Genomic DNA, 25,024 nt, shown 5'->3' with positions numbered 1-25,024 from the left:
GTCATGCTGGAGAGTCGAGTGGATAACTGCTTTCATAGGGACTTGCTACTTGAAACAGGTCGTCTTGGAAAAGGGTATTGGTTTTATGTTTTCCGGGTGCAAAATAAATGACCGCACCCAACGCGCCCACTCCAGGATGGAAAGGTACCCGCCATGCAGGAATTCACCATGAAGCAGGCCGAACTCGAAAAGGTTCATGTGGAAATCGTCAAGCTGATGGCTGAACAGCGCAAGCTGAACGCCGAAGCGGGCAAGATGACCCGTGAAACCTTTTGGTATCCGGTGGCGGTGGCCACCGGACTGATTGGCACGGTAGCCACCGTCACTGCGGTACTGGTGAAGTTGCTCTGACGCTATTCGATCGATCTGTCCGGGGGGGGCACGGCCAGATCCGACCTGCACAACAAGGACATCCCATGATCACGACGACCACCCACACAATCGAAGGCCGCCACATCACCGCCTACCTGGACATCGTCAGCGCCGAGTCGGTGCAGGGCGTCAACCTTGTCCGCGACCTTTTTGCCGGTATGCGGGATATTTTCGGCGGGCGTTCCCAGACCCTGGAGCGGGCGTTGCAAGAGGCACGTAGCCAGGTCACCGACGAGATCAGGGAGCGAGCGCGGGCACTGCAGGCGGATGCGGTGGTGGGGCTCGATTATCAGATCAGCATGCCATCAGGAAAGGGCGGCATGGTGGTGGTTTTTGTATCCGGAACGGCAGTCAGACTGAAGTGAAAGTTCCTGCCCATTCGTCGGGCATTCGCTGATCCGAACTACAAGTCCGTTAATGACCGGCTAGTCTCAAAATCCTTGGTGATCGATATTTTTCGTGCAAAGGGCTTGCCGGTGTCGATCCCGCTTTTGAGAGGGGTGAAGCGATGACTGAACCGTATATCGAAGACGACGGCGCAGAATATCCGATCAACAACTACGTTCAGTGCGGCCAGACGGAGTACGTGGCCAGCTTCGGCGAAGACCAGGTCAAGGTCCTCAAGATCAAGACCAAGGCTTGTCGAGTGTTGAAGGGGAAATTCCTGCCCAAGCTAAGGGAGTCGGCCAGGCAGTAGTAAATGTACCCGCGAGCAAACCCCGTCATCGAACGGGGTTTTTTGTGCCCTGAATGTGAACGAATATTTAATCTGGATTATTTTCACAAACTTTTCACAAGGCCCTACGTAGGCTCAACTCATCCGTTAGAAGCAACACCCTGCCCGTTCCCCAGCGGGCTTTTTTTTGCCTGCGATAAAACCTTTCCCGAAATTGCTGTCCAACCGTCGCCTATAACGAGGTTGAGCGCGCGCATGTCTGGACTTTGTCTCCTCTAAAGCATTCAATCTCGCCCCTTTGAGTTTCATCCCTATTTTTTGAGGTTTCTGTCATGCGTTTCACACTGCCTGCTCTGGTTCTGGGTCTTCTGGTTGCTCAAGGTGCAATGGCCGGCGACGGCACTGCCGCCGTTGGTGGTGGCCTGGGTGGCGCACTGGGTAACGTCGTTGGCCAGAGCATGGGCGGCAGCACCGGTGCCGCGATTGGTGCCGGTGTCGCTGGCGCAGCCGGCAGTGCGGTTGCCGCCAAGAAAGGCCACCGTACCAGCGCTGCCATCGGTGGTGGCGTTGGCGCTGCCGGTGGTTCGGTGATCGGCAACAGCCTGGGTGGCAAGACCGGTTCAACCATCGGCGCAGGCCTGGGTGGCGCCCTGGGCGGCGGCGTCGGCAGCAACCTGGCCAAAGGTCACAAGCGTCACTGATCCCGAAGGATCTCACGCAAAAGCCCGGCTTGATGCCGGGCTTTTGCGTTTTGAACGTTTCTGCCGTTTGCGCCTCGAATGCTCCATACCCCCGATAAAATACGAGGCGTGCCATGACCCCGAAAACCAAAGGCAATGAAGTGCGATACCCAGGTACTCGACGCTTGACGTTGCCGGCGCTTGTTTTTGGATTGTTTCTGTCTCCGTTCGCGCTGGCGGCAGGCGACGGTACTGCCGCCGTTGGCGGTGGACTTGGTGGTGCATTAGGCAATGTGGTTGGCGGACAAATGGGCGGCAGCACAGGCGCCGCCATTGGTGCCGGTGTCGGCGGCGCCGCCGGCAGTGCGGTCGGCGCACCCAAGGGCAGCCGCACCGAGGCCGCGGTCGGCGGTGGATTAGGTTCGGCAGGCGGTTCGGTGATCGGCAACAGCCTGGGTGGCTCCACCGGCTCGACCATTGGTGCAGGCCTGGGTGGCGCAGCCGGTGGTGCGGTGGGCAACAATCTGGGAAGCGACGATGGCGGGTCCCATTCCGGTGGCGGCCATAAACATAAAAACAAACACAAGAACAAGCATCACTGACGGGCATCGCTCAGCGACGTAACCGATGGTCTCCCTGATCGAACCTGACGATCGCCCATCCCTCCAACTTTCAGGGCCTGCCTTTCAGGCCCGTTGAGAGGTGTCACATGAACGCTGATCCAAAAGTCTCCGACATCGACGAAACCCCCGAATACCCCCTGCCTTCGCCCACCGATTCGCTGAGTCGGGACCAGCGTCCGCCCGATGACGAGCCCGGCGTCGAGCAGGTTCCCAACGATGACCTCAAGCGCACGGATTCTGATGTCGAAGCAGACCCGAGCGATCCGGACATCGCCGGGGAGGATGCCTCCGGCGAGCCAAGCTGATCGACGTCGGGTGCGAGACCGCCTGTCGAATGAGCGGCAACCATGCCAACACATCGTTGCCAGACATAAGGTATGCAACTCGTAAAGGAGACGCACCATGATCAGGTCAAGATGGATGGCCCTGACAGTGGCCGGTCTGTTGTCGCTCGGGTCCGGCATGGCATTTTCCCAGTCCTCTGGCAACGATGCACCCATCGACAAAGGCGGGATGCCACCGTCCACTGAAATGAATGCAGGCTCTGGCCCGGAAAATGCGCTGCCGCCTGGCTCCATCAATAATGGCAATGCAGGCGATGCCAATGGGAGCAGCACCCGCCCGGAGACAAAAAGCGGCTCGACCAGCGGTGGCAATTCGATGGGGAGCGGTTCTGGGAGTGGGTCTGGAGGATCAGGTAATTCTACCGACGGGACCACAGCGCCCGCGGATGGCGGGACTGGCAAAAAAGCGGGCGGTTAGCCTGCCAAAAGAATCTACAGCAGTGAACTGACGAGCCCGGCGATTTGCCGGGCTTTTTGCGTACTCCTCCGTTGCTCTTGGTAGCGGCTGCTCGTTATGCTGCTGAAACCTTTAATCTGTCGCGGAGCCGGCCGTACTGAGCCGCCTGGGATGTCATGAAAACGGATCAGATGCGATGAATTCACTGTGCAAAGAATTCGGCCCGATCAAGGCCGTGATTTTCGATATGGACGGCCTGCTGCTGGACACCGAGGGGATCTACACCGAAGTCACGGCGACGATTGCCGCGCGCTATGGACGCACGTTCGACTGGAGCGTCAAGCAGAACATCATCGGCCGTGGTGCCGGTGATCTGGCGCGCTATGTGGTGCAGGCGCTGGACTTGCCGATCAGCGCCGAAGAGTTCCTGGTGATTCGCGAGCCGCTGATGCGCGAGCGTTTTCCTGCGGCGCAGGCGATGCCGGGTGCGGAACAACTGGTCCGGCACTTGAAGGCGCATAACATTCCGATTGCGGTGGGTACCAGTTCCTCGAGCCAGTCGTTCGGCCAGAAAACCACCTTGCACCGCGACTGGTTCGCCTTGTTCGACTTCATCGTCACTGCCGATGATCCGGACGTCGGCGCGGCCAAACCGGCGCCGGATATCTTCCTGACGGCAGCGCGACGCCTGGGTGTGGAGCCACAGGATTGCCTGGTGTTCGAGGATTCGCCGTTCGGTGTCACGGCAGCCAAAGCGGCGGGGATGACGGCGATTGCGATTCCGGATGCGGCGATGGCTGACGAAAAATACGCCCATGCCGACGGTATTCTTCGTACGTTGAAGGCATTTGTACCGGATGCCTGTGGCCTGCCTGCACTTGAGTGGACCTGATGACATTAACTGTGGGAGCGGGCTTGCTCGCGAAAGCGGTGTGTCAGCCCACGTCAATTTCGACTGACACTCCCTCTTCGCGAGCAAGCCCGCTCCCACAGTTTGATTGCATTCAATTCATCAGGCGCCAAAACCACCGTCGATGGTCAGGCTCGCGCCGGTGATGTAGCCGGCTTCGGGGCCGACCAGGTAGGCGACGAAACTGGCGATCTCTTCGACTTTGCCGTAACGCCCCACTGCCATCAACGGAATCAGGCTGTCGGCGAAGTCGCCGTGGGCAGGGTTCATGTCGGTATCGACCGGGCCCGGCTGCACGTTGTTGATGGTGATGCCTTTGGGGCCGAGGTCGCGGGCCAGGCCTTTGGTCAGGCCGACCAGCGCCGATTTGCTCATGGCGTACGGGCCGCCACCGGCGAAGGGCATGCGGTCGGCGTTGGTGCTGCCGATGTTGATGATTCGACCGCCTTCGGTCATGTGTTTGGCGGCAGCCTGGGTGGCGATGAACACGCTGCGTACGTTGATCGCCAGGGTCTGGTCGAAGTCTTCGAGTTTGAAATCTTCCAGCGGTGCAACGGCCAGCACGCCCGCGTTGTTGACCAGGATATCCAGCTGACCAAAGGCCTCTACGGTAGCCGTTACGGCGCTTCGGATGGCCTCGGCGTCGGCGCTGTCAGCCTTGATCGCCAGGGCTTTGCCGCCATTTCCGATGATGCTGTCTTGAAGTTCCTGGGCCTTGGCCGTGGAGCTGACGTAAGTAAAGGCGACAGTCGCGCCTTCAGCGGCCAGGCGTTTGACAATGGCAGCGCCGATACCGCGGGAACCGCCCTGGATCAAAGCCACTTTGCCACTGAGGTTCTGAGTAGTCATATCGATCTCCAAAGTCCCGAGGCGAGATGTCCCGGTTGATGGAGCCTAGTATCGATTCAGGATTGCACGCTGAGTAGGGGGTAATTGCGATAGTCTGTGTAAACCATAAGTTTATAATGGTTGGCCATGGAAACCTTCAGCAGTATCGAATGCTTTGTACGCAGCGCCGAGGTCGGCAGCTTTGCCGAAGCCGCGCGACGCTTGAGCCTGACCCCGGCGGCCGTGGGCAAGAGCGTGGCCAAGCTTGAAGCCCGGCTGGGCGTGCGGCTGTTTCAGCGCAGCACCCGCAGCCTCACGCTCACCGAGGCCGGTCAGCTGTTTCTCGATGAAGTCAGTGGCAGCCTGCTCACCATCCAGAACGCCGTAGCCAATCTGGCCAGCGCCGAAGGCCGTCCTGCGGGCACCCTGAAGGTCAGCATGGGCACCGTGTTCGGACGTTTGTACATCGTGCCGCTACTCGGTGAGTTTTTGCGGCGCTTTCCGGCGATCAATCCGGACTGGCATTTCGATAACCGGCAGGTCGACCTGATCGCCCAGGGTTTCGACGCCGCGATTGGTGGCGGCTTCGAACTGCCCCAAGGGGTGGTGGCGCGCAAGCTGACGCCAGCCCATCGCGTGTTGGTGGCCTCTGCCGATTACCTGGCGGCGCACGAGGCGATCCGCGAGCCTGACGATCTCAAGCCGCACGACGGCATCCTTATACGCTCGCCGCAGACCGGTCGCGTGCGTTCCTGGCAGTTGACCAGTCGCACCCAGCAACACAGTTCCTTGACCCTCAAGGCGCGGATGACCATGAGCGATTCTGAGGCGGCCTGTGCCACGGCGGTCCAGGGTTTGGGTATTGCACTGGTGAGCATGCCCTTTGCGTTGGGCTATCTGGAGGCGGGGACGTTGCAGCGGGTGTTGCCGGACTGGTATGTCGACGATGGCAATATTTCCATCTATTACGCTGAACATAAACTGCTGCCCGGCAAGACCCGGGCGTTTGTGGATTTCATCATTGAGCAGTTTGCGGAGCGGGGGTTGGGGCAGCGTTTTAGTGCGGTATGAACCAGGTTGGAAACCGAGGCCCCCCTTCGCGAGCAAGCCCGCTCCCACATCGAATCTGCGGCGTGCACAAATCCCCTGTGGGAGCGGGCTTGCTCGCGAAGGGGGCGACTCGGTTCAATGTTGGGAATTCAGCGCCCAAACCGCCCAGGCCAGCCGACGATATTCTTCGGCCGCGGTGTCGCATAAGTGCGCACCTTGGACGTCGACAACCCCAGTCGCACCAGCGATTCGGCGATGGTCACCGCCGCGGTCACGCCATCGATCACCGGCACGCCGGTGCGCAGGCGAATCTGCTCATCCAGCCCGGCCATGCCGCCGCAGCCCAGGCAAATCACTTCGGCCTTGTCCTGGGTCACCGCCAGTTCAGCCTGATGCACGATGGCTTCCAGCGCGCGTTGCGGCTCGTGCTCCAGTTCCAGCACCGCCAGGCCACTGGCCCGCACCGAGGCGCAGCGGTCCCAGAGCCCGGACAGTTTCAGGCGGTCTTCGATCAGCGGCACGGTGCGGTCGAGGGTGGTGACTACCGAATAGGCGTGACCGAGAAACATCGCGGTGCTTGCGGCCGCATCGGTGATGTCGACCACCGGTACGTTGAGCAATTCCTGCAGGCCTTCGCGGCCGTGTTCGCCGTAGCCGGCTTGAATCACCGCATCGAAAGGCTGGTCGTAGGCCATGACCCGGTCCATCACCGCAATGGCGGCCAGGTAGCTTTCGAAGTTGCCTTCGATCGAGTCGGCACCGAAGTAGGGCGTCAGGCCAACGATCTCCGTGCCGGGCGCGGCCACGGCCTGGGCCGAGCGGGCGATCGCCTGGGTGATGGATTCGGTGGTGTTGACGTTGACCACGAGAATGCGCATGGGAAGTCCTTATAACGGGTGGTTCAGCGGCCCGATACTGCCGGGCCGCGAGGGAGTTAATGGCTGACGTTGTCCACGGCGATGGCTTCACCGCTGACGTCGGCGTAGTGGGGTTGGCGCTTGGCGATGATCAGATAGAGCATCCCGGCAATCCCGGCACCGATCAGCCAGGAGAACGGCGACACCAGGTGGAAACCCGGTACCAGCGCCAGGACGATGGCGATCAGCGCGGCGGGAATGAAGGCCACCACCGCGCGCAGGTTGACCCCGCGGCTGTAGTAATAGGCGCCGTTGGGGTCTTCGCTGTACAACTGCGGCACGTTGACCTGGCCTTTTCGCACCAGCCAGTAGTCGACCATGATCACGCCGTACAGCGGGCCGAGCAGGGCGCCGAGGCCGGAGAGGAAGTAGACGATCACCAGTGGGCTGTTGTAGAGGTTCCACGGCAGGATCAGCACGGCAATGGTCGCGCTGATCAGCCCGGCACGGCGGAACGTCAGGTACTTGGGCGCCAGGTTGCTGAGGACAAAGGCCGGGGCGACGAAGTTGGCCATGATATTGACCGCCACGGTGACGATCAGGAACGCCAGGCAACCCAGGACCAGGAAGAAGGTGTTGGGGATCGAGGCGATGATCTCGGTCGGGCTTTCAATGATGCGGCCGTTAATCTGGAATTGCGCGCCACAGAGCAGGACGGTGATGGCGGCGAAGACCAGGATGTTCACCGGCAGGCCCCAGAAGTTGCCGACCTTGATGGTCTTGCGGCACGGCGAAGAGCGGGCGAAGTCGCAGAAATTGAGGATCAGCGTGCCGTAGATCGCCAGCCACAACGCACCGCCGGCAAAGATATTGCGCCACATCTCGCCACCGCTCAGCGGCTCGCGGATCGACCAGGCGATGGTCGCATTGGCCTGGAAGTACATCCAGGCGGCGAGGGCCGCGACGGTGAGCAGGATCACCGGCCCGGCAAACCCTTCGTAGCGCCGCACCATCTCCATGCCATAGGCGAGGATCGCCAACTGCACCAACCAGATCGAGACGAAACACACCCAACCGAGTGTCGACAGACCGAGGATCGAGTCATGGTCGTACTCGGCGAAACCGGGATGGATGGCGGTCAGCAACACCCGAAAGACCACGGAGGCCAGGTAGGTCTGGATGCCGAACCAGGCGATGGCGATCACGGCGCGGATCAAAGCGGGAATCTGTGCCCCGTGGATGCCGAAACTGATGCGGCTGATGACCGGAAACGGCACCCCGGTTTTCTGGCCCATGTAGCCCGACAGGTTCATGAAGCAATACACCAGCGCCGCGCCGATGCCCAGGGACAGGAGAATCTGCCAGCCGCCCAGGCCCAGGGCATACAGGCCGATGGCAAACGAGTAGTTGGCGATGTTGTGCACATCGTTGGTCCACAACGCGAAGATGCTGTAGCGACCCCAGCGCCGGCCTTCCGCCTTCGTTGGCGCCAGGTCCTTGTTGTGCAGGCGGGGGCTGAGCACGACAGAGGATTCAAGCGATTGCCCAAAAGCTGTCTGGGTGACGTGGGAGGAGGGTAGATCCAGCGCGACATTGTTATTGGAGAGACTTGTACGCATTCCGGCAGGCTCCTGATGCTCGACGCCGCGATGACTGTGCTTGAGCCTTTGCTCGGCAATCTTCGTCGCGGGTGGCGAATATCATTGGTTACGGGGCATCTGCAGCCTGTACGGGATAGGGCGCTTCAGGCTTGCGGATCTAAGTGTTGTTATGTTTTGGCTTTATTGTATACAAAACATGTATGCACTTAAGCGAGATGCGTGCCAGTCGGGAGATATATGAAATGCGCTGCTCATTTCGTTTTGTTATGGTTTTTCGCCAAGTTATTGAAAAAATGGAAATATAAATTGACCGTTTGAACAGGTATTTATTTTTCAGCGGGATTGTTGGGTTTGGTCGACTGGGGAAGTCAGGAAAGGAGGATGTAACTTTTTGGGGCGTGGAAAATAAAAGTGCACACATAAATGGCACCTATGGTGACATTCCTGTGTACACATTTTTCGGCTCGGTCACGAATCCTGTAGGAGCAAGCTTGCTCGCGATGGTCGTCAACGATAACGCGGGGTGTCTGATACCCCGCGGCGTTCCAGGGTTCATCGCGAGCAAGCTCGCTCCTACAGGGGGATTTGCAGAGAGATCAGACCTTGGACTTGCTGATGATATTGCCTGCATGCAATCCGCATTCTTTCTGGGTCGCTTCTTCCCACCACCAGCGGCCTTCACGCTCGTGCTGGTTCGGCAGTACCGGGCGGGTGCACGGTTCGCAGCCGATGCTGATGAAGCCGCGTTCGTGCAGGCTGTTGTACGGCAGTTCGAGCATGCGGATGTAGCCCCAGATTTCCTCGCTGGTCATCTGTGCCAGCGGGTTGAACTTGTACAGGGTGCGTTCCGGGGTGGAGAACGCGGTATCGACTTCCATCACCGCCACGGCGCTGCGCGTGCCGGGGCTCTGGTCGCGGCGCTGGCCGGTGGCCCAGGCCTTCACGCCAGACAGCTTGCGACGCAGCGGCTCGATCTTGCGGATGCCGCAGCACTCGCCATGGCCGTCCTTGTAGAAACTGAACAGGCCTTTTTCCTTCACGAACGGTTCCAGCCTGGTGTAGTCCGGTGACACCAGTTCGATGTCGATCTTGTAGTGCTCGCGCACCTGATCGATGAAGCGGTAGGTCTCGGGATGCAAGCGGCCGGTGTCGAGGCTGAACACCTTGACGTTCTTGTTCAGCTTCCAGGCCATGTCCACCAGCACCACGTCTTCGGCGCCGCTGAAAGATATCCACAGCTCATCGCCAAACTCGGCGAAGGCGAGTTTGAGGATGTCCTGGGCGGATTTATTGGCATAGGTCGTGGCGAGTTCCACGACGTCGAACGTTGGGCTCATCAGGGCGGCTTCCTACAGGTCGGTGGCGCTTGGCGCTCTATATGGGGCCGATGGTAACAAAAAGCGGCACTGGCCGGGGCGTCCTCTGCGTTGCGTGGTGGGGGAGTTATCGCTAGAGTTCGGGCTCGCTCGACTCAATAAACAATACCAATGGGAGTGTCTTGTGGAAATTGCCTGTCTGGATCTTGAAGGTGTGCTGGTCCCGGAAATCTGGATCGCCTTCGCGGAAAAAACCGGGATCGAATCCCTCAGGGCCACCACCCGGGACATTCCCGACTATGACGTGCTGATGAAGCAGCGTTTGCGGATTCTGGACGAACACGGCCTGAAGCTCGCCGACATCCAGGAAGTGATCGCGACGCTCAAGCCGCTGGACGGTGCCGTCGAGTTCGTCGATTGGCTGCGCGAGCGCTTCCAGGTGGTGATTCTGTCGGATACCTTCTACGAGTTCTCCCAGCCGCTGATGCGTCAGCTGGGCTTCCCGACCTTGCTCTGCCACCGTCTGATCACTGACGATAGCGGGCGCGTTACTGGCTACCAGTTGCGTCAGAAAGATCCCAAGCGCCAGTCGGTGCTGGCGTTCAAGAGCCTTTACTACCGGGTGATTGCGGCGGGTGATTCCTACAACGACACCACGATGCTGGGCGAAGCGGATGCCGGGATTCTGTTCCATGCGCCGGACAATGTGATCGCCGAATTCCCGCAGTTCCCGGCGGTGCACACGTTTGAAGCGTTGAAGCAGGAGTTCATCAAGGCTTCGAATCGGGCGTTGAGTCTGTAGTCGTCTGCTCGGACGCCTTCGCTGGCAAGCCAGCTCCTACAGGATCGTCGCAATCCTTGTGGGAGCGAGCTTGCTCGCGATGCTTTTAAAGGCTTTGCAGGGTGTCGAGCAGCACCTTCACCTTGGTGATCGACTCCTGATACTCGGCCTGCCACTCGGAGTCCGCGACGATTCCGCCACCGCCCCAGCAACACACCTGCCCATCCTTGACCAGCAGGCTGCGGATGGCGATTGAGCTGTCCATCTCGCCGCGCACGTCCAGATACAGCAATGAACCGCAGTACAGTCCGCGTCGAGTGGGTTCCAGCTCGTCGATGATCTGCATCGAGCGAATTTTCGGCGCGCCGGTAATCGAGCCGCCCGGGAAGCTGCCGGCGATCAGGTCCAGTGCATCCCGATCAGCCGCCAGTTCGCCGGTCACGCTGCTCACCAGGTGGTGCACATTCGGGTAGGTTTCCAGGCTGAACAGCTCCGGCACACGAACCGAGCCGGTGCGGCAGGTGCGGCCGAGGTCGTTGCGCAGCAGGTCGACAATCATCAGGTTTTCCGCGCGGTCCTTGGGGCTGGCCAGCAGTTCGGCGGCGTTCGCCGCGTCTTCGCCTGGCGTGAGGCCCCGTGGGCGCGTGCCTTTGATCGGGCGGGTTTCAACCAGGCGCTCTGTGACTTTGACGAAGCGTTCCGGTGACAGGCTCAGCACCGCGCCGCCGTCGGGCAGGCTCTGGAAACCGGAAAACGGCGTGGGGCACGCCAAGCGCAACGCGCAGTACGCCGTCCATGGATCACCCTGGCAGGGCGCGCGGAAGCGTTGGGCGAAGTTGACCTGGTAGCAGTCACCGGCCTGGATGTATTGCTGGATGCGTTCGATCGCCTGGCGATACTGCCCGGCACTCAGATCTGCATTCATCGGCGCCTGCAACCTGAACGGCTCGCCCACGGCAACGGCTGGCTGGCTGAACAGCTGGATCAGGCGCTGACGTTCGCTGTCGGCCAGCGTCGGGTGGAACACCAGTTGGCTGGTGGCCTGCTGGTGATCGCTGACCAGCGCCCAGTCGTACAGGCCGAACCGCGCATCCGGCAAATGCAGGTCATCCAGGGCCCGGCTCGGCAGGTTTTCCAGGTGGCGGCCAAAATCGTAGCTCAGGTAGCCGATCAGGCCACCGGCGAACGGCAGGTCATTGGGTAGTGTCGCTTCGCCCAGGCGCGTCAGATTGTCCCGCAGGCGTTGCAGGAAATCGCCGCCGCGTTCGTCAGGCGCGACCGCCAGCTGTTCCAGCGGCCAGGCGCTGAGCAGGTCAAAGCGCCCGCGCTCGGCACTCGGGCGGCCGCTGTCGAGCAGCACGGCACCGGGGGCATGACGAATGGCCGCAAAGTAGTCGGCGGGATTGGCGCGATAGGGCAGCGGGTGTACGGAACAGGTCAGCATGGGCGAGGGAGATCAGCCATCGAGGCGGGGTGGCGATTGTAGTCCTCTCGGGGAATTGCTCCTAGAGGGATGTCGGGGACTTGTAGGAGCGAGCTTGCTCGCGATGAACCTGAGAGCAACGCGTACATCCAGGAAGCACGCGTTATCGTTGACGTCCATCGCGAGCAAGCTCGCTCCTGCAAGGAGGAACTCAGCCCTCGACCGGCGGAATATGCCCAAACATCTCCTGCACGAACGCTACCCGCTCTTCGACGGTTTCGGTCACACCCCGGGCCTTCAACTCTTCCAGCCGCGCCTCGACCGCGTGGGTGCGCAACGTCAGGCCGCAATCATTGGCAATCTGGATGTTCAACCCTGGCCGGGCATTGAGCTCAAGAATCAGCGGGCCCTTCTCCTGGTCCAGCACCATGTCGACACCGATGTAGCCCAGCCCGCACAGCTCATAGCAGCCTGCGGCGAGTTTCATGAAGCCGTCCCAGTAGGGCAGTTGCACGCCGTCCACCGCGTTGGTGGTGTCCGGGTGCTTGGCGATGATGTTGTTCAGCCAGGTGCCGCGCAGGGTCAGGCCGGTGGCCAGGTCGACACCGACGCCGATGGCGCCCTGGTGCAGGTTGGCCTTGCCGCCCGACTGGCGGGTGGGCAAGCGCAGCATGGCCATCACCGGGTACCCCATCAGCACGATGATGCGGATGTCCGGCACGCCTTCATAGCTGATGCTCTTGAAGATCTGGTCCGGAATCACCCGGTATTCGATCAGTGCCCGGTCGCGGTGCCCGCCAAGGGAGTACAGCCCGGTCAGAATGCTCGAGACATGGTGCTCGATCTCTTCGTGGCTGATGATCTTGCCGGACACCGTGCGATAACGGCCCTCGAAGCGGTCGGCGATGACGATGATGCCGTCGCCGCCCGCGCCCTGGGCCGGCTTGATCACGAAATCGTTGCGCCCGTCGATGATCTCGCCGAGCTTGTCGATTTCCTTCTCGGTGGAGATCACCCCGTACAGCTGCGGCACGTGGATGCCGGCGGCAATCGCCCGTTCCTTGGTGATGATCTTGTCATCGACGATCGGGTACAGGCTGCGCTTGTTGTACTTGAGCACGTAGTCCGCGTTACGCCGGTTGATGCCCATGATGCCCCGGGCTTCCAGGGCTTTCCAGGTCTTCCAGAAGCCGAACATCAGGCGTCAGCCTTCTTCAGGAAGGCCTTGAAGCGCACCAGCTCGGTCAGGCGGTAGCCGCGATAGCGACCCATGGCCAGCATGAAGCCCACCAGGATCAGCAGGATCGCCGGGAAGGTGAACACGAAGTACACCAGTTCCGGCACGCTCATGATCAGGTGCGCCAGGGAGGCCGCGAACAGGGTGCCGATCGCCACTTTCATGGCATGGCTGGCGCCGCGTTCTTCCCAGGTGATCGACAGGCGTTCGATGGTCATGGTCAGGATCACCATCGGGAACAACGCCACCGACAGTCCGCGCTCCAGGCCGAGCTTGTGGCTGAACAGGCTGATGGCGGCGATCAACACCACCACGAACGTCAGTACCACCGACAGCCTCGGCAGCATTTGCAGCTTCAGGTGTTCAAGGTAGGAGCGCAGCGACAGCCCCAGCGCCGTGATGATGGTAAACAGAACGATGCCGAAGCCGAGCTGGGTTTCGCGGAAGGCCAGGGCGATCAGCACCGGGGTAAAGGTGCCGAGGGTCTGCAGGCCGATCAGGTTGCGCAGGATCAGGATCACCAGCACGCCGATCGGGATCATCACCATGATCATGAAGGTCTGCTGGGTTTGCAGCGGCAGGCCGTACAGCGAGTATTCGAGGAAGTTGGCGTCGGTATTTTCGTCGGTCAGCTTGGCCAGGCGAATGGCGTTCATCTCGCTGTTATTCATGCTGAAGGTCACAGTGGCCTTCTTGCCGCCGTCGACGGTGATCAGGTTTTCGTCGCCGGTCCACCACAGCAGGCGGTCGGTTGGCAGGCCCTGTTCGCCGGTTTCGGGGTTGAAGTACAGCCAGTCGGTGCCGTTGAAGCTGCGCAGCCAGAGTTCCGGGGTTTGCGGCTGGTCGGCCACCAGGCGAATGGTATGGACCTTTTCCACCGGCACGTGGGCGATGGACAGCAGCAGTTCGACGATCTTCGCCTTGTGCGCCGGTGTCGGGTCGCCGGCCAGGAGCATCTTGGCATTGTCGTCGTTGCTGTTGTTGACCCGCTTGATCGCTTCGCTGATGAAGGTCTCGACGTCGGCCGAGTGCTGGCGAATCGGCGCCAGCAGCGCTTCGGCGGCGAGTTTCTCAGGGCCTTCCAGGGCAATGCTGTCGCGGAAGGTCGGCCCCTTGATCTTGGCTTTTTCGGCGGTGTAGCGCTTGGTCAGCACCAGGCGGTAATAAAGGGTCTGGTTGCCTTTGGCCCGGCGCGCCGACCAGGTGACCTTGCGGTTGCCGTCGACCCGGTTCACGGCCACGCCGTAGTTATTGGAGATGAAGCTTTCGTTGAGGCTCACGTAATCGCGGCTCAGCGGCGGCACGAACATCTGGATCTTGACCGGATCCTTGGCACTGGCGACGAACTCGACCTTGGCGTCGATGTTCCACAAGTCGTCGGTGGCGTCTTCGGTCACGGGAATGCCGAGTACGAAAATCTGGTAGGCCGTGACTGAAATGCCCAACACCACCAGGATGGCGATCAGCATTTTCAGATGAAGGGTAAGAGAGCGCATTTGAATTACTCGGCGGTATGAGCGTCGGTGGCGCAGGCGGGTTTGCCGGCAGCGTATTTAAGACTGGGGTCGACCAGCGCATCGAAGCGTTTGAGCGCTTCGGAGCCGATCAGGAGCGGGTATTGGAACGCACTTCGGTCGGTCAGGTTCACTTCTATGCTGCGTAAAGCTGAACCCATGCAGATATCCAGCTCGATCACCGGACGGGCGGTGTACTTCTTGCCCTCTTCCGGATCGTAGTCACCAGCCCGGCGCTTGATCTTGCTGACACGGGCCAGCGGTCGTTCGATCGGGTGCGAATGGGCGGCGTCGATGGCCAGGTAGAAACGTACCCAGGACTCGCCATTGCGTTTGAAACGCTTGATGTCGCGGGCACTCAGGGACGCGGTTTTCGCGCCGGTATCGAGTTTGGCAGCCACTTCCAGGTCGATACCGCCCAGGGATGCGTATTCGTTGAGGCCATAGACGGACTTTTCCCCCGCCACGGCAAAACCTGGCAGGCAAAGACAATAAAGGAGTGTGGAGAAGGGCTTGAGTCTCATAAATCCTGGTGCGCAGCGGTGCGTATTTCGGTTCAAGGCCCTGGCATCACTGCGCAAGCTCCCTCGTAGGCCTATCAGCTATTCATGACAAGCCGTGCAGATGTGACAGACAAATGCGGGCGGCATTCTAGCACGGTGGGTTTATGGCGCCACCGGTGGGGGGCGGCTATAAACAGAGGGCCCTGTTTGGTTATGGCGCAGTCGGTTATTAGACGATTGTCGACAATATCGAATTATCCTTTGACTGACGCGCCTGTTTTGGTTAGTTTTTGCGGCACTGGCTTTCAAGGTGTCGACAATATGTTGGATCAACTGGATCCCCCGCTCATCGTTCAGGACGACTCGGAAACGCTTTCCGAGAACGTCTTCCGGCGTATTCAGGCGGCCATCGTCAAGGGCGATATTGCCCCCGGCAGCAAGATCTCCGAGCCGGAGCTGGCCCGGACCTACGGCATCAGCCGCGGCCCGCTGCGCGAGGCCATCCACCGTCTGGAAGGCCAGCGCCTGCTGGTGCGCGTGCCGCACGTCGGGGCGCGGGTGGTGTCGCTCGATCATGCCGAGTTGATCGAGCTCTACGAAATTCGCGAATCCCTTGAAGGCATGGCCTGTCGTCTGGCCGCCGAACGCATGAGCGTCGAAGAAATCGACGAACTGCGTCGCGTCCTCGAAACCCACGAGCGCGACGAGGCCTTCCAGGCCGGTCGCGGCTATTACCAGCAGGAAGGCGATTTCGACTTCCACTACCGGATTATCCAGGGCAGCGGTAACCGCACCCTGACGCAAATGCTCTGCGGCGAGCTGTATCAACTGGTGCGCATGTACCGCATGAAGTTTTCCAGCACCCCCAATCGCCCACACCAGGCGTTCGCCGAGCACCACCGAATTCTCGATGCCATCGCCGACCGTGACGGTGAACTGGCCGAGTTGTTGATGCGCCGTCACATCGGCGCCTCCAAACGCAACATCGCCCGTCATTACCAGGACGGCGCCAACCCGACAGCCAAACGAGGTGAGTCATGAGTTTGAACAAGAGCACTCCAGGCCAGCGTTTCCGCGATGCGGTCGCCAGCGAGCATCCATTGCAAGTGGTCGGCGCGATCAACGCCAACCACGCGCTGCTGGCCAAGCGCGCCGGTTTCAAGGCGATCTACCTGTCCGGTGGCGGGGTGGCTGCTGGCTCCCTCGGCCTGCCGGACCTGGGCATCACCGGCCTGGATGACGTGCTGACCGACGTGCGCCGTATCACCGACGTTTGCGACCTGCCGCTGCTGGTGGACGTGGACACCGGTTTCGGTTCCTCGGCCTTCAACGTGGCCCGTACCGTGAAGTCGATGATCAAGTTCGGCGCGGCGGCGATTCACATCGAAGACCAGGTTGGCGCCAAGCGTTGCGGTCACCGTCCTAATAAAGAGATCGTGACCCAGCAGGAAATGGTCGATCGCATCAAGGCGGCGGTCGATGCCCGTACCGATGACAGCTTCGTGATCATGGCCCGTACCGACGCCCTGGCGGTGGAAGGCCTGGAATCTGCCCTGGATCGCGCCGCTGCGTGCATCGAAGCTGGCGCCGACATGATTTTCCCGGAAGCCATCACCGAACTGGACATGTACAAGTTGTTCGCCAACCGTGTGAAAGCGCCGATCCTGGCCAACATCACTGAATTCGGCGCGACGCCGCTGTACACCACCGAGCAGCTTGCTGGAGCGGATGTATCGCTGGTGCTGTACCCGCTGTCGGCCTTCCGCGCCATGAACAAGGCCGCGGAAAACGTCTACACCGCGCTACGCCGCGATGGCACGCAGGCGAATGTCATCGACACCATGCAGACCCGCATGGAGCTTTACGATCGCATCGACTACCACACCTTCGAGCAGAAGCTCGATGCGTTGTTTGCCGCAAAGAAATGAAGATCAAAAGATCGCAGCCTTCGGCAGCTCCTACACCGACCGCTTTCCCCTGTAGGAGCTGTCGAGTGAAACGAGGCTGCGATCTTTTCGGCAACACCCAAAAGACCTGATGAATCACAATTTGCCGATTCCCTGACAAATTCAAAAATATTGGAGGCAGAAATGGCCGAAGCAAAAGTACTCAGTGGCGCCGGGCTCCGTGGCCAGGTAGCCGGGCAAACCGCACTGTCCACCGTGGGCCAGTCGGGTGCCGGTCTGACCTATCGTGGTTATGACGTTCGTGAACTGGCGGCTGACGCGCAGTTCGAAGAAGTCGCCTACCTGCTGCTGTACGGCGAACTGCCGAGCAAGGCGCAACTGAACGCCTACATCACCAAGCTGAGCAAGCTGCGTGACCTGCCGCAAGCGCTGAAAGAAGTGCTGGAACGCATCCCCGCCGACGCCCACCCGATGGACGTGATGCGCACCGGCTGCTCGTTCCTGGGCAACCTGGAGCCGGAGAACGACTTCTCCGAGCAGCACGACAAGACTGACCGCCTGCTGGCTGCTTTCCCGGCGATCATGACCTACTGGTACCGCTTCAGCCACGAAGGCAAGCGCATCGAATGCGTGAGCGACGAGCAGTCCATCGGTGGTCATTTCCTGCACCTGCTGCACGGCAAGAAGCCGAGCGAGCTGCACGTCAAGGTGATGAACGTTTCGCTGATCCTCTACGCGGAGCACGAATTCAACGCCTCGACCTTCACTGCCCGTGTTTGCGCGTCGACCCTGTCTGACTTGTACTCGTGCATCACCGCGGCCATCGGCTCGCTGCGTGGCCCGTTGCACGGCGGCGCCAACGAAGCGGCGATGGAAATGATCGAGCGCTTCTCGTCGCCTGAAGACGCGATCAAGGGCACCCTCGGCATGCTCGAGCGCAAGGACAAGATCATGGGCTTCGGCCACGCGATCTATAAGGACAATGATCCGCGTAACGAAGTGATCAAGGCCTGGTCGAAAAAACTCGCCGACGAAGTGGGCGACACGGTGTTGTTCCCGGTTTCCGAAGCCATCGACAAGACCATGTGGGAGCAGAAGAAGCTGTTCCCGAACGCTGACTTCTACCATGCCTCGGCGTACCACTTCATGGGCATCCCGACCAAGTTGTTCACACCGATCTTCGTCTGCTCGCGCCTGACCGGCTGGGCGGCCCACGTGTACGAACAACGTGCCAATAACCGCATCATCCGCCCGAGCGCCGAGTACACCGGCGTCGAACAGCGCAAGTTCGTGCCAATCGAACAACGCTGAATGGTGGGAATGCCTGCCCAGGTCACTGAATGAACCGGTGACCCTGTAGGAGCTGGCTTGCCAGCGAAGGCGGTTTGTCATTCAACATTGTTGTTGCTGACCCACCGCATTCGCCGGCAAGCCGGCTCCTACAGAGGTCTGTGTTCAATTCGGGAGCTGTGCCAGGCCCCCACCCTTTGTAACTACCGTGACCCGAGTCCTGACGATGAACACTGAATTCCGTAAAACGCTGCCCGGCAGCCACCTGGATTACTTCGACGTCCGCGCGGCGGTCGAGGCCATCCAGCCCGGCGCCTATGACACCCTGCCGTACACCTCCCGCGTGCTGGCGGAAAACCTGGTGCGTCGCTGCGACCCGGCCACGCTGACCGAATCCCTCAAGCAATTCATCGAGCGCAAGCGCGACCTCGACTTCCCGTGGTTCCCGGCCCGTGTGGTGTGCCACGACATTCTCGGCCAGACCGCACTGGTCGACCTCGCCGGCCTGCGTGACGCCATCGCCCTGCAAGGCGGCGATCCAGCGCAAGTGAACCCGGTGGTACCGACGCAACTGATCGTCGACCACTCCCTGGCCGTCGAGCGCGGTGGTTTCGATCCGGAGGCGTTCGAGAAGAACCGCGCCATCGAAGACCGTCGCAACGAAGACCGTTTCCACTTCATCAACTGGACCAAGAAGGCGTTCAAGAACGTCGACGTGATCCCGCCGGGCAACGGCATCATGCACCAGATCAACCTGGAGAAAATGTCTCCGGTGATCCAGGTGCGTGACGGCGTGGCGTTCCCTGACACCTGCGTCGGCACCGACAGCCACACCCCGCACGTCGATGCCCTGGGCGTGATCGCCATCGGCGTTGGCGGCCTGGAAGCCGAAAGCGTGATGCTCGGCCGCGCCTCCTGGATGCGCCTGCCGGAAAGCGTTGGCGTTGAACTGACTGGCAAGCTGCAACCGGGCATCACCGCCACCGACATGGTGCTGGCGCTGACCGAGTTCCTGCGCAAGCAGAAAGTCGTGGGTGCATGGCTGGAGTTCTTCGGTGAAGGCGCCGCGGCGCTGACCCTGGGCGACCGCGCAACCATCTCCAACATGGCTCCGGAATACGGCGCCACCGCGGCGATGTTCTACATCGACCAGCAGACCATCGACTACCTCAAGCTCACCGGTCGTGAAGACGAGCAGGTGCAGTTGGTCGAGAACTACGCCAAGACCACCGGCCTGTGGGCTGACAGCCTCAAAGGCGCGCAATACGAGCGCGGCCTGACCTTTGACCTGTCTTCGGTAGTGCGCAACATGGCCGGCCCGAGCAACCCGCACGCCCGTGTCGCGGTATCGGACCTGGCTGCCAAAGGCATCTCCGGTCAGTGGGACGATGTGCCGGGGCAAATGCCGGACGGCGCGGTGATCATCGCCGCCATCACCAGCTGCACCAACACCAGCAACCCGCGCAACGTGATCGCCGCCGGCCTGCTGGCACGCAACGCCAACAAGCTCGGCCTGACCCGCAAGCCTTGGGTCAAGTCGTCCCTGGCACCGGGCTCGAAAACCGTCGCCCTGTACCTCGACGAAGCCGGCCTGACCGATGAGCTGGAACAGCTCGGTTTCGGCGTCGTGGCCTTCGCCTGCACCACCTGCAACGGCATGTCCGGTGCGCTGGACCCAGTGATCCAGCAAGAGATCATCGACCGTGACCTGTACGCCACGGCTGTGTTGTCCGGCAACCGTAACTTCGACGGCCGGATCCACCCGTACGCCAAGCAGGCTTTCCTCGCTTCGCCGCCGCTGGTCGTCGCTTACGCGATCGCCGGTACCATCCGTTTCGATATCGAGAAGGATGTGCTGGGCGTCGTCGACGGCAAGGAAATCCGCCTGAAAGACATCTGGCCGAGCGACGAAGAAATCGACGCCGTAGTGAAAGCCTCGGTGAAGCCGGAGCAGTTCCGCCAGGTCTACATCCCGATGTTCGCCATTCACGAAGACACCGGCCCGAAAGTCGCGCCGCTGTACGACTGGCGCGAGATGAGCACCTACATCCGCCGTCCGCCGTACTGGGAAGGCGCACTGGCCGGCGCGCGTCCGCTCAAGGGCATGCGCCCGCTGGCGGTACTGCCGGACAACATCACCACCGACCACCTGTCGCCATCCAACGCGATCATGCTCGACAGCGCCGCCGGCGAATACCTGGCAAAAATGGGCCTGCCGGAGGAGGACTTCAACTCCTACGCGACTCACCGCGGTGACCACCTGACCGCGCAGCGCGCAACCTTCGCCAACCCGAAACTGTTCAACGAAATGGTTCTGGAAAACGGCAAGGTCAAGCAGGGCTCCCTCGCTCGCGTCGAGCCGGAAGGCAAAGTGATGCGCATGTGGGAAGCCATCGAGACCTACATGGATCGCAAGCAGCCGCTGATCATCATCGCCGGCGCCGACTACGGTCAGGGTTCGTCCCGCGACTGGGCAGCGAAGGGCGTACGTCTGGCCGGTGTCGAAGCGATTGCCGCCGAAGGTTTCGAGCGTATCCACCGCACCAACCTGGTGGGCATGGGCGTGTTGCCGCTGGAGTTCAAGCCGGGCACCAACCGTCACACCCTGGCCATCGACGGCAGCGAAACCTACGACGTGATCGGCGACCGCACCCCGCGTGCCGAGCTGACGCTGGTGATCCATCGCAAGAACGGCGAGCGCGTCGATGTGCCGGTGACCTGCCGCCTCGACACCGCTGAAGAAGTGTCGATCTACGAGGCTGGCGGCGTGTTGCAACGCTTCGCCCAGGACTTCCTCGAAGAATCGGCGGTAGCCGTCTAACACACGCAGCACAGACACGGGACCTTGAGTCCCGTGTCTGCTTTCAGATCAGGAGTAACGAGCACCATGGCTCACGCAGCTCAGATTAAAATTCCAGCCACCTACATGCGTGGCGGCACCAGCAAAGGCGTGTTCTTCAGCCTGAAGGACTTGCCCGAGGCCGCACAGGTTCCAGGCCCGGCCCGCGATGCCTTGTTGCTGCGCGTGATCGGCAGCCCCGATCCGTACGACAAGCAGATCGACGGCATGGGCGGCGCGACGTCCAGCACCAGCAAGACCGTGATCCTGTCGAAAAGCATCAAGGCGGATCACGACGTCGATTACCTGTTCGGTCAGGTGTCGATCGACAAGCCGTTCGTCGACTGGAGCGGCAACTGCGGCAACCTGACCGCGGCGGTCGGTTCGTTCGCCATCAGCAACGGCCTGGTGGACGCCAGCCGCATCCCGCACAACGGCATTGCCGTGGTGCGCGTGTGGCAGGCCAACATCGGCAAGACCATCATCGCCCACGTACCGATCACCAATGGCGAAGTGCAGGAAACCGGCGATTTCGAACTCGACGGCGTGACCTTTCCGGCGGCGGAAGTGCAGGTCGAATTCCTCGACCCGGCAGCGGAAGAAGAGGGCGGTGGCGGTTCGATGTTCCCTACCGGCAACCTGGTCGATGACCTGGAAGTGCCGGGCGTCGGGACCTTCAAGGCAACCATGATCAACGCCGGTATCCCGACCATCTTCGTCAATGCCGAAGACATCGGCTACAAGGGCACCGAATTGCAGGGCGCGATCAACGGCGATCCGAAAGCGTTGCTGATGTTCGAAACCATCCGTGCCTACGGGGCACTGCGCATGGGCCTGATATCCAACGTCGACGAAGCAGCCAAGCGCCAGCACACGCCGAAAGTGGCGTTCGTGGCCAAGCCGGCGGAGTACGTGTCGTCCAGCGGCAAGACGGTTGCGGCGGGGGATGTCGACCTGCTGGTACGCGCACTGTCCATGGGCAAGCTTCACCACGCGATGATGGGCACGGCGGCAGTGGCGATCGGCACGGCAGCAGCGATTTCCGGCACCCTGGTCAACCTCGCGGCGGGCGGCGTCGAACGCAACGCGGTGCGCTTCGGTCATCCGTCGGGCACCTTGCGCGTTGGCGCCGAAGCCAGCCAGGTCAACGGCGAATGGACCGTGAACAAGGCCATCATGAGCCGCAGTGCACGGGTGTTGATGGAAGGTTACGTCCGCGTGCCGGGCGATTCGTTCTAAACCTGGCACCGACCCCATGTGGGAGCGGGCTTGCTCGCGAATACGGACTGCCATTCAACATTGATGTCGAATGACACACCGCTTTCGCGAGCAAGCCCGCTCCCACACTTGGATCGTATTTTAAACAAAAATGGTGTCACCCACCGAGATTGATCCCTGAACCGAGGTCCCATCAACGAACCATGTGCAGAGTGAATCGAACATGAGCGCCAACGTTGACCTCAACAACCGCCCCGACTACGACCAGGTCCTGCAGGACATTGCCGATTACGTACTGAACTACAAGATCGACTCCCTGGAAGCCCTCGACACTGCCCGCAACTGCCTGATGGACACCCTCGGCTGCGGCCTGCTGGCCTTGCGTTTTCCCGAGTGCACCAAGCACCTGGGGCCTATGGTCGAAGGCACCGTCGTGCCGTTCGGCGCCCGCGTGCCCGGCACCAGTTACCGACTCGACCCGGTCAAGGCCGCGTGGGACATCGGATGCATCGTGCGTTGGCTCGACTACAACGACACCTGGCTCGCCGCCGAATGGGGTCATCCGTCGGATAACCTCGGTGGCATCCTCGCCGTGGCTGACCACCTGTCGCAAAAGCGCCTGGCCAATGGCGAAGCGCCGCTGACCGTGCGCACGGTGCTTGAAGCGATGATCATGGCCCATGAAATCCAGGGCGTGATCGCGTTGGAAAACTCGTTCAACCGTGTCGGCCTCGATCACGTCATTCTGGTGAAAGTCGCTTCCACCGCCGTCACCGCCAAGCTCATGGGCGCCAACCGCGAGCAGTTGCTCTCGGCGTTGTCCCATGCGTTCGCTGACGGCCAGGCATTGCGAACTTATCGCCATGCACCGAATGCCGGCTCGCGAAAATCCTGGGCGGCGGGGGATGCCTCCAGCCGAGGTGTGCGCCTGGCGGACATCGCCCTGCGTGGCGAGATGGGCATTCCAGGCGTGTTGAGTGCCAAACAATGGGGTTTTTACGACGTGCTGTTCAGTCACACCAACAACGACCTGGCGCTCAAGCCGCAAGACCAGCGTGGTTTCAGCTTCTCGCGGCCATACGGCAGTCATGTGATGGAAAACGTGCTGTTCAAGATCAGTTTTCCGGCCGAGTTCCACGCACAGACGGCCTGTGAGGCTGCGGTGACCCTGCACCCGCTAGTGCGCAATCGCCTGCATGAAATCGACAGGATCGTCATCACCACCCAACAATCGGCGATCCGCATCATTTCCAAGGTCGGCCCGCTGGCCAATGCCGCTGACCGCGATCACTGCATCCAGTACATGACCGCGGTGCCACTGGCGTTCGGTAACCTGGTCGCCGAGTACTACGAAGATGATTTTCACAAGGCGCATCCGATCATCGATGTGCTGCGCGACAAGATGGTCATTGTCGAAGATCCGCGCTTCACCCGCGAATACCTGGAGGCCGACAAGCGCTCGATCGCCAATGCCGTCCAGGTGTTTTTCAAGGATGGGTCCAGCACTGAGAACGTGGTGGTGGAGTATCCGATCGGTCATCGTCGGCGGCGTGCCGAGGGCATTCCATTGTTGGAGGACAAGTTCAGGGCGAACCTGCTGACGCGATTCACCGGGCAGCGCAGTAAGGAGATTTTAGATCTGTGCAAGGATCAGGCAGCGCTTGAAGCGACGCCTGTTAATCGGTTTTTGGATTTGTTTGTTATCTAGGCGACCGCGTCATCGTTCTTCGCGAGCAAGCCCGCTCCCACATTTGACCGCGTCGTGGGAATGGTATGCGGTCCAATGTGGGAGCGGGCTTGCTCGCGAAGGCGGCGGGACAGGCGCTACAAACTACTTGAAGCGCCGCTCCACACCTTTCTCCACAAGAATCTTCGCGGAGATCTCTTCCACGGAAAAATGCGTGGAGTTGATGTTCGGAATGTTCTCGCGGCGGAACAGGTTTTCCACCTCGCGCACTTCGAATTCGCACTGGGCGTAGCTCGAATAGCGGCTGTTGGGCTTGCGCTCGTTGCGGATCGCGGTGAGGCGGTCCGGGTCGATGGTCAGGCCAAACAGCTTGTGCTGGTGGGCACGCAGGGCGCTGGGCAGTTGCAGGCGCTCCATGTCGTCTTCGGTCAGCGGGTAGTTGGCCGCGCGGATGCCGAATTGCATGGCCATGTACAGGCAGGTCGGGGTCTTGCCGCAGCGCGATACGCCGACCAGGATCAGGTCGGCCTTGTCGTAATAATGCGTGCGGGCACCGTCGTCGTTGTCGAGGGCGAAGTTCACCGCCTCGATACGCTCCATGTAATTGGTGTTGGCACCGATGGAGTGGGATTTGCCCACGGTATAGGAAGAATGCTCGGTCAGTTCCTGTTCAAGGGGCGCCAGGAAGGTCGAGAAAATGTCGATCATGAAACCATTGGAAGTCGCGAGGATCTCACGAATGTCCTGATTGACGATGGTATCGAAGATAATCGGACGGAAGCCGTCGGTTTCGGCGGCTTTGTTGATTTGTTGTACCATGGCCCGCGCTTTGTCCACGTTGTCGATGTACGGCCGCGTGACTTTGCTGAAGGTAATGTTTTCGAACTGCGCCAAAAGGCTTTGGCCGAGGGTTTCGGCGGTAATGCCCGTGCCATCGGAGATAAAGAAAGCAGATCGTTTCATTTGCACCT

The 25,024-nt window shown here is 60.8% G+C and carries 24 protein-coding genes; 15 read left to right on the top strand and 9 right to left on the bottom strand.

The window, feature by feature from the left end:
- Positions 1-168: 168 nt before the first annotated feature.
- From DKB71_RS24780 to DKB71_RS24750, 7 genes are all read left to right on the top strand, one after another.
- Entirely contained in the window at positions 169-351 is a 183-nt protein-coding gene (locus tag DKB71_RS24780; RefSeq protein WP_274073285.1) for a hypothetical protein, read from the top strand.
- Between the two features lie 65 nt (positions 352-416).
- Positions 417-737, top strand: a complete 321-nt coding sequence (locus DKB71_RS24775; protein WP_408598038.1) for a YbjQ family protein — start codon at positions 417-419, stop codon at positions 735-737.
- 143 nt (positions 738-880) lie between these two features.
- Positions 881-1,069 carry a hypothetical protein gene (locus DKB71_RS24770; RefSeq protein ID WP_274073157.1) on the top strand — a complete coding sequence of 63 codons (189 nt, stop codon included), beginning with the start codon at positions 881-883 and terminating at the stop codon, positions 1,067-1,069.
- Positions 1,070-1,380: 311 nt separating this feature from the next.
- On the top strand, positions 1,381-1,749 hold the full coding sequence (locus tag DKB71_RS24765) for a hypothetical protein (protein ID WP_047531564.1): 369 nt from the start codon (positions 1,381-1,383) through the stop codon (positions 1,747-1,749).
- 113 nt (positions 1,750-1,862) lie between these two features.
- Positions 1,863-2,330 carry a glycine zipper domain-containing protein gene (locus DKB71_RS24760; RefSeq protein ID WP_323607080.1) on the top strand — a complete coding sequence of 156 codons (468 nt, stop codon included), beginning with the start codon at positions 1,863-1,865 and terminating at the stop codon, positions 2,328-2,330.
- A gap of 107 nt (positions 2,331-2,437) precedes the next feature.
- The gene (locus tag DKB71_RS24755; RefSeq protein ID WP_274073159.1) at positions 2,438-2,656 is read left to right on the top strand and encodes a hypothetical protein; all 219 of its coding nucleotides are present in this window, start codon (positions 2,438-2,440) and stop codon (positions 2,654-2,656) included.
- Positions 2,657-3,288: 632 nt separating this feature from the next.
- On the top strand, positions 3,289-3,984 hold the full coding sequence (locus tag DKB71_RS24750; protein WP_323628417.1) for an HAD-IA family hydrolase: 696 nt from the start codon (positions 3,289-3,291) through the stop codon (positions 3,982-3,984).
- Positions 3,985-4,104: 120 nt separating this feature from the next.
- Here DKB71_RS24750 and DKB71_RS24745 read toward each other — a convergent pair whose 3' ends face one another.
- Positions 4,105-4,851: a 3-oxoacyl-ACP reductase family protein gene (locus DKB71_RS24745; RefSeq protein WP_408598034.1), complete on the bottom strand. Its 747-nt coding sequence runs from the start codon at positions 4,849-4,851 to the stop codon at positions 4,105-4,107.
- Positions 4,852-4,977: 126 nt separating this feature from the next.
- On the opposite strand from DKB71_RS24745, the gene DKB71_RS24740 reads away from it, so the two are divergent.
- Positions 4,978-5,901: a LysR family transcriptional regulator gene (locus DKB71_RS24740; protein WP_408598032.1), complete on the top strand. Its 924-nt coding sequence runs from the start codon at positions 4,978-4,980 to the stop codon at positions 5,899-5,901.
- 128 nt (positions 5,902-6,029) lie between these two features.
- Here the strand turns inward: DKB71_RS24740 and DKB71_RS24735 are convergent, their stop codons facing one another.
- The 3 genes from DKB71_RS24735 to DKB71_RS24725 form a co-directional block, all read right to left on the bottom strand.
- A complete protein-coding gene (locus DKB71_RS24735; RefSeq protein WP_150701005.1) occupies positions 6,030-6,758 on the bottom strand; it encodes an aspartate/glutamate racemase family protein in 729 nt (242 codons plus the stop codon).
- Positions 6,759-6,814: 56 nt separating this feature from the next.
- Positions 6,815-8,356 (bottom strand): NCS1 family nucleobase:cation symporter-1, encoded by a 1,542-nt coding sequence (locus DKB71_RS24730; protein WP_274073164.1) that lies wholly within the window; start codon positions 8,354-8,356, stop codon positions 6,815-6,817.
- A gap of 578 nt (positions 8,357-8,934) precedes the next feature.
- Positions 8,935-9,675: a phosphoadenylyl-sulfate reductase gene (locus tag DKB71_RS24725; RefSeq protein ID WP_408598029.1), complete on the bottom strand. Its 741-nt coding sequence runs from the start codon at positions 9,673-9,675 to the stop codon at positions 8,935-8,937.
- A gap of 163 nt (positions 9,676-9,838) precedes the next feature.
- Here DKB71_RS24725 and thrH point away from each other — a divergent pair, with 163 nt between their 5' ends.
- On the top strand, positions 9,839-10,456 hold the full coding sequence (thrH, locus tag DKB71_RS24720; protein ID WP_408598027.1) for a bifunctional phosphoserine phosphatase/homoserine phosphotransferase ThrH: 618 nt from the start codon (positions 9,839-9,841) through the stop codon (positions 10,454-10,456).
- An 85-nt stretch (positions 10,457-10,541) separates the two neighbouring features.
- On the opposite strand, the gene pabB is transcribed toward thrH, so the two are convergent.
- The 4 genes from pabB to DKB71_RS24700 all read right to left on the bottom strand — a co-directional run bounded on the left by pabB (position 10,542) and on the right by DKB71_RS24700 (position 15,133).
- Positions 10,542-11,879, bottom strand: coding sequence for an aminodeoxychorismate synthase component I (gene pabB, locus DKB71_RS24715; protein ID WP_408598025.1), 1,338 nt, complete (start codon positions 11,877-11,879; stop codon positions 10,542-10,544).
- A 190-nt stretch (positions 11,880-12,069) separates the two neighbouring features.
- Positions 12,070-13,056, bottom strand: a complete 987-nt coding sequence (locus DKB71_RS24710; protein WP_408598023.1) for an alpha-L-glutamate ligase-like protein — start codon at positions 13,054-13,056, stop codon at positions 12,070-12,072.
- A complete protein-coding gene (locus DKB71_RS24705) occupies positions 13,056-14,591 on the bottom strand; it encodes an inactive transglutaminase family protein (protein WP_274073169.1) in 1,536 nt (511 codons plus the stop codon). Before DKB71_RS24705 ends, DKB71_RS24710 begins: the two co-directional genes overlap by 1 nt.
- Positions 14,592-14,596: 5 nt before the next feature.
- Entirely contained in the window at positions 14,597-15,133 is a 537-nt protein-coding gene (locus tag DKB71_RS24700) for an ATP-dependent zinc protease (protein WP_408598021.1), read from the bottom strand.
- A gap of 303 nt (positions 15,134-15,436) precedes the next feature.
- Here DKB71_RS24700 and DKB71_RS24695 point away from each other — a divergent pair, with 303 nt between their 5' ends.
- From DKB71_RS24695 to prpD, 6 genes are all read left to right on the top strand, one after another.
- Positions 15,437-16,153: a GntR family transcriptional regulator gene (locus DKB71_RS24695; protein ID WP_172668661.1), complete on the top strand. Its 717-nt coding sequence runs from the start codon at positions 15,437-15,439 to the stop codon at positions 16,151-16,153.
- Entirely contained in the window at positions 16,150-17,040 is an 891-nt protein-coding gene (gene prpB, locus DKB71_RS24690; RefSeq protein ID WP_274073170.1) for a methylisocitrate lyase, read from the top strand. Before DKB71_RS24695 ends, prpB begins: the two co-directional genes overlap by 4 nt.
- Before the next feature lie 162 nt (positions 17,041-17,202).
- The gene (gene prpC, locus DKB71_RS24685; RefSeq protein WP_274073171.1) at positions 17,203-18,330 is read left to right on the top strand and encodes a 2-methylcitrate synthase; all 1,128 of its coding nucleotides are present in this window, start codon (positions 17,203-17,205) and stop codon (positions 18,328-18,330) included.
- 205 nt (positions 18,331-18,535) lie between these two features.
- The gene (gene acnD / locus DKB71_RS24680; RefSeq protein ID WP_274073172.1) at positions 18,536-21,130 is read left to right on the top strand and encodes a Fe/S-dependent 2-methylisocitrate dehydratase AcnD; all 2,595 of its coding nucleotides are present in this window, start codon (positions 18,536-18,538) and stop codon (positions 21,128-21,130) included.
- Positions 21,131-21,196: 66 nt separating this feature from the next.
- Positions 21,197-22,387 (top strand): 2-methylaconitate cis-trans isomerase PrpF, encoded by a 1,191-nt coding sequence (gene prpF / locus DKB71_RS24675; RefSeq protein WP_274073173.1) that lies wholly within the window; start codon positions 21,197-21,199, stop codon positions 22,385-22,387.
- Positions 22,388-22,589: 202 nt separating this feature from the next.
- The gene (gene prpD, locus DKB71_RS24670) at positions 22,590-24,074 is read left to right on the top strand and encodes a 2-methylcitrate dehydratase (RefSeq protein ID WP_408598018.1); all 1,485 of its coding nucleotides are present in this window, start codon (positions 22,590-22,592) and stop codon (positions 24,072-24,074) included.
- A 123-nt stretch (positions 24,075-24,197) separates the two neighbouring features.
- Here the strand turns inward: prpD and DKB71_RS24665 are convergent, their stop codons facing one another.
- Positions 24,198-25,016 carry a pyruvate, water dikinase regulatory protein gene (locus DKB71_RS24665; protein WP_008048584.1) on the bottom strand — a complete coding sequence of 273 codons (819 nt, stop codon included), beginning with the start codon at positions 25,014-25,016 and terminating at the stop codon, positions 24,198-24,200.
- Positions 25,017-25,024: the final 8 nt, after the last annotated feature.

This window comes from Pseudomonas sp. PLMAX (genome assembly GCF_046042685.1).
GTDB lineage: Bacteria > Pseudomonadota > Gammaproteobacteria > Pseudomonadales > Pseudomonadaceae > Aquipseudomonas > Aquipseudomonas putida_AE.
The sequence above is the reverse complement of the archived record's forward strand: the minus strand, read 5'-3'. Positions and strand labels throughout refer to the sequence as shown.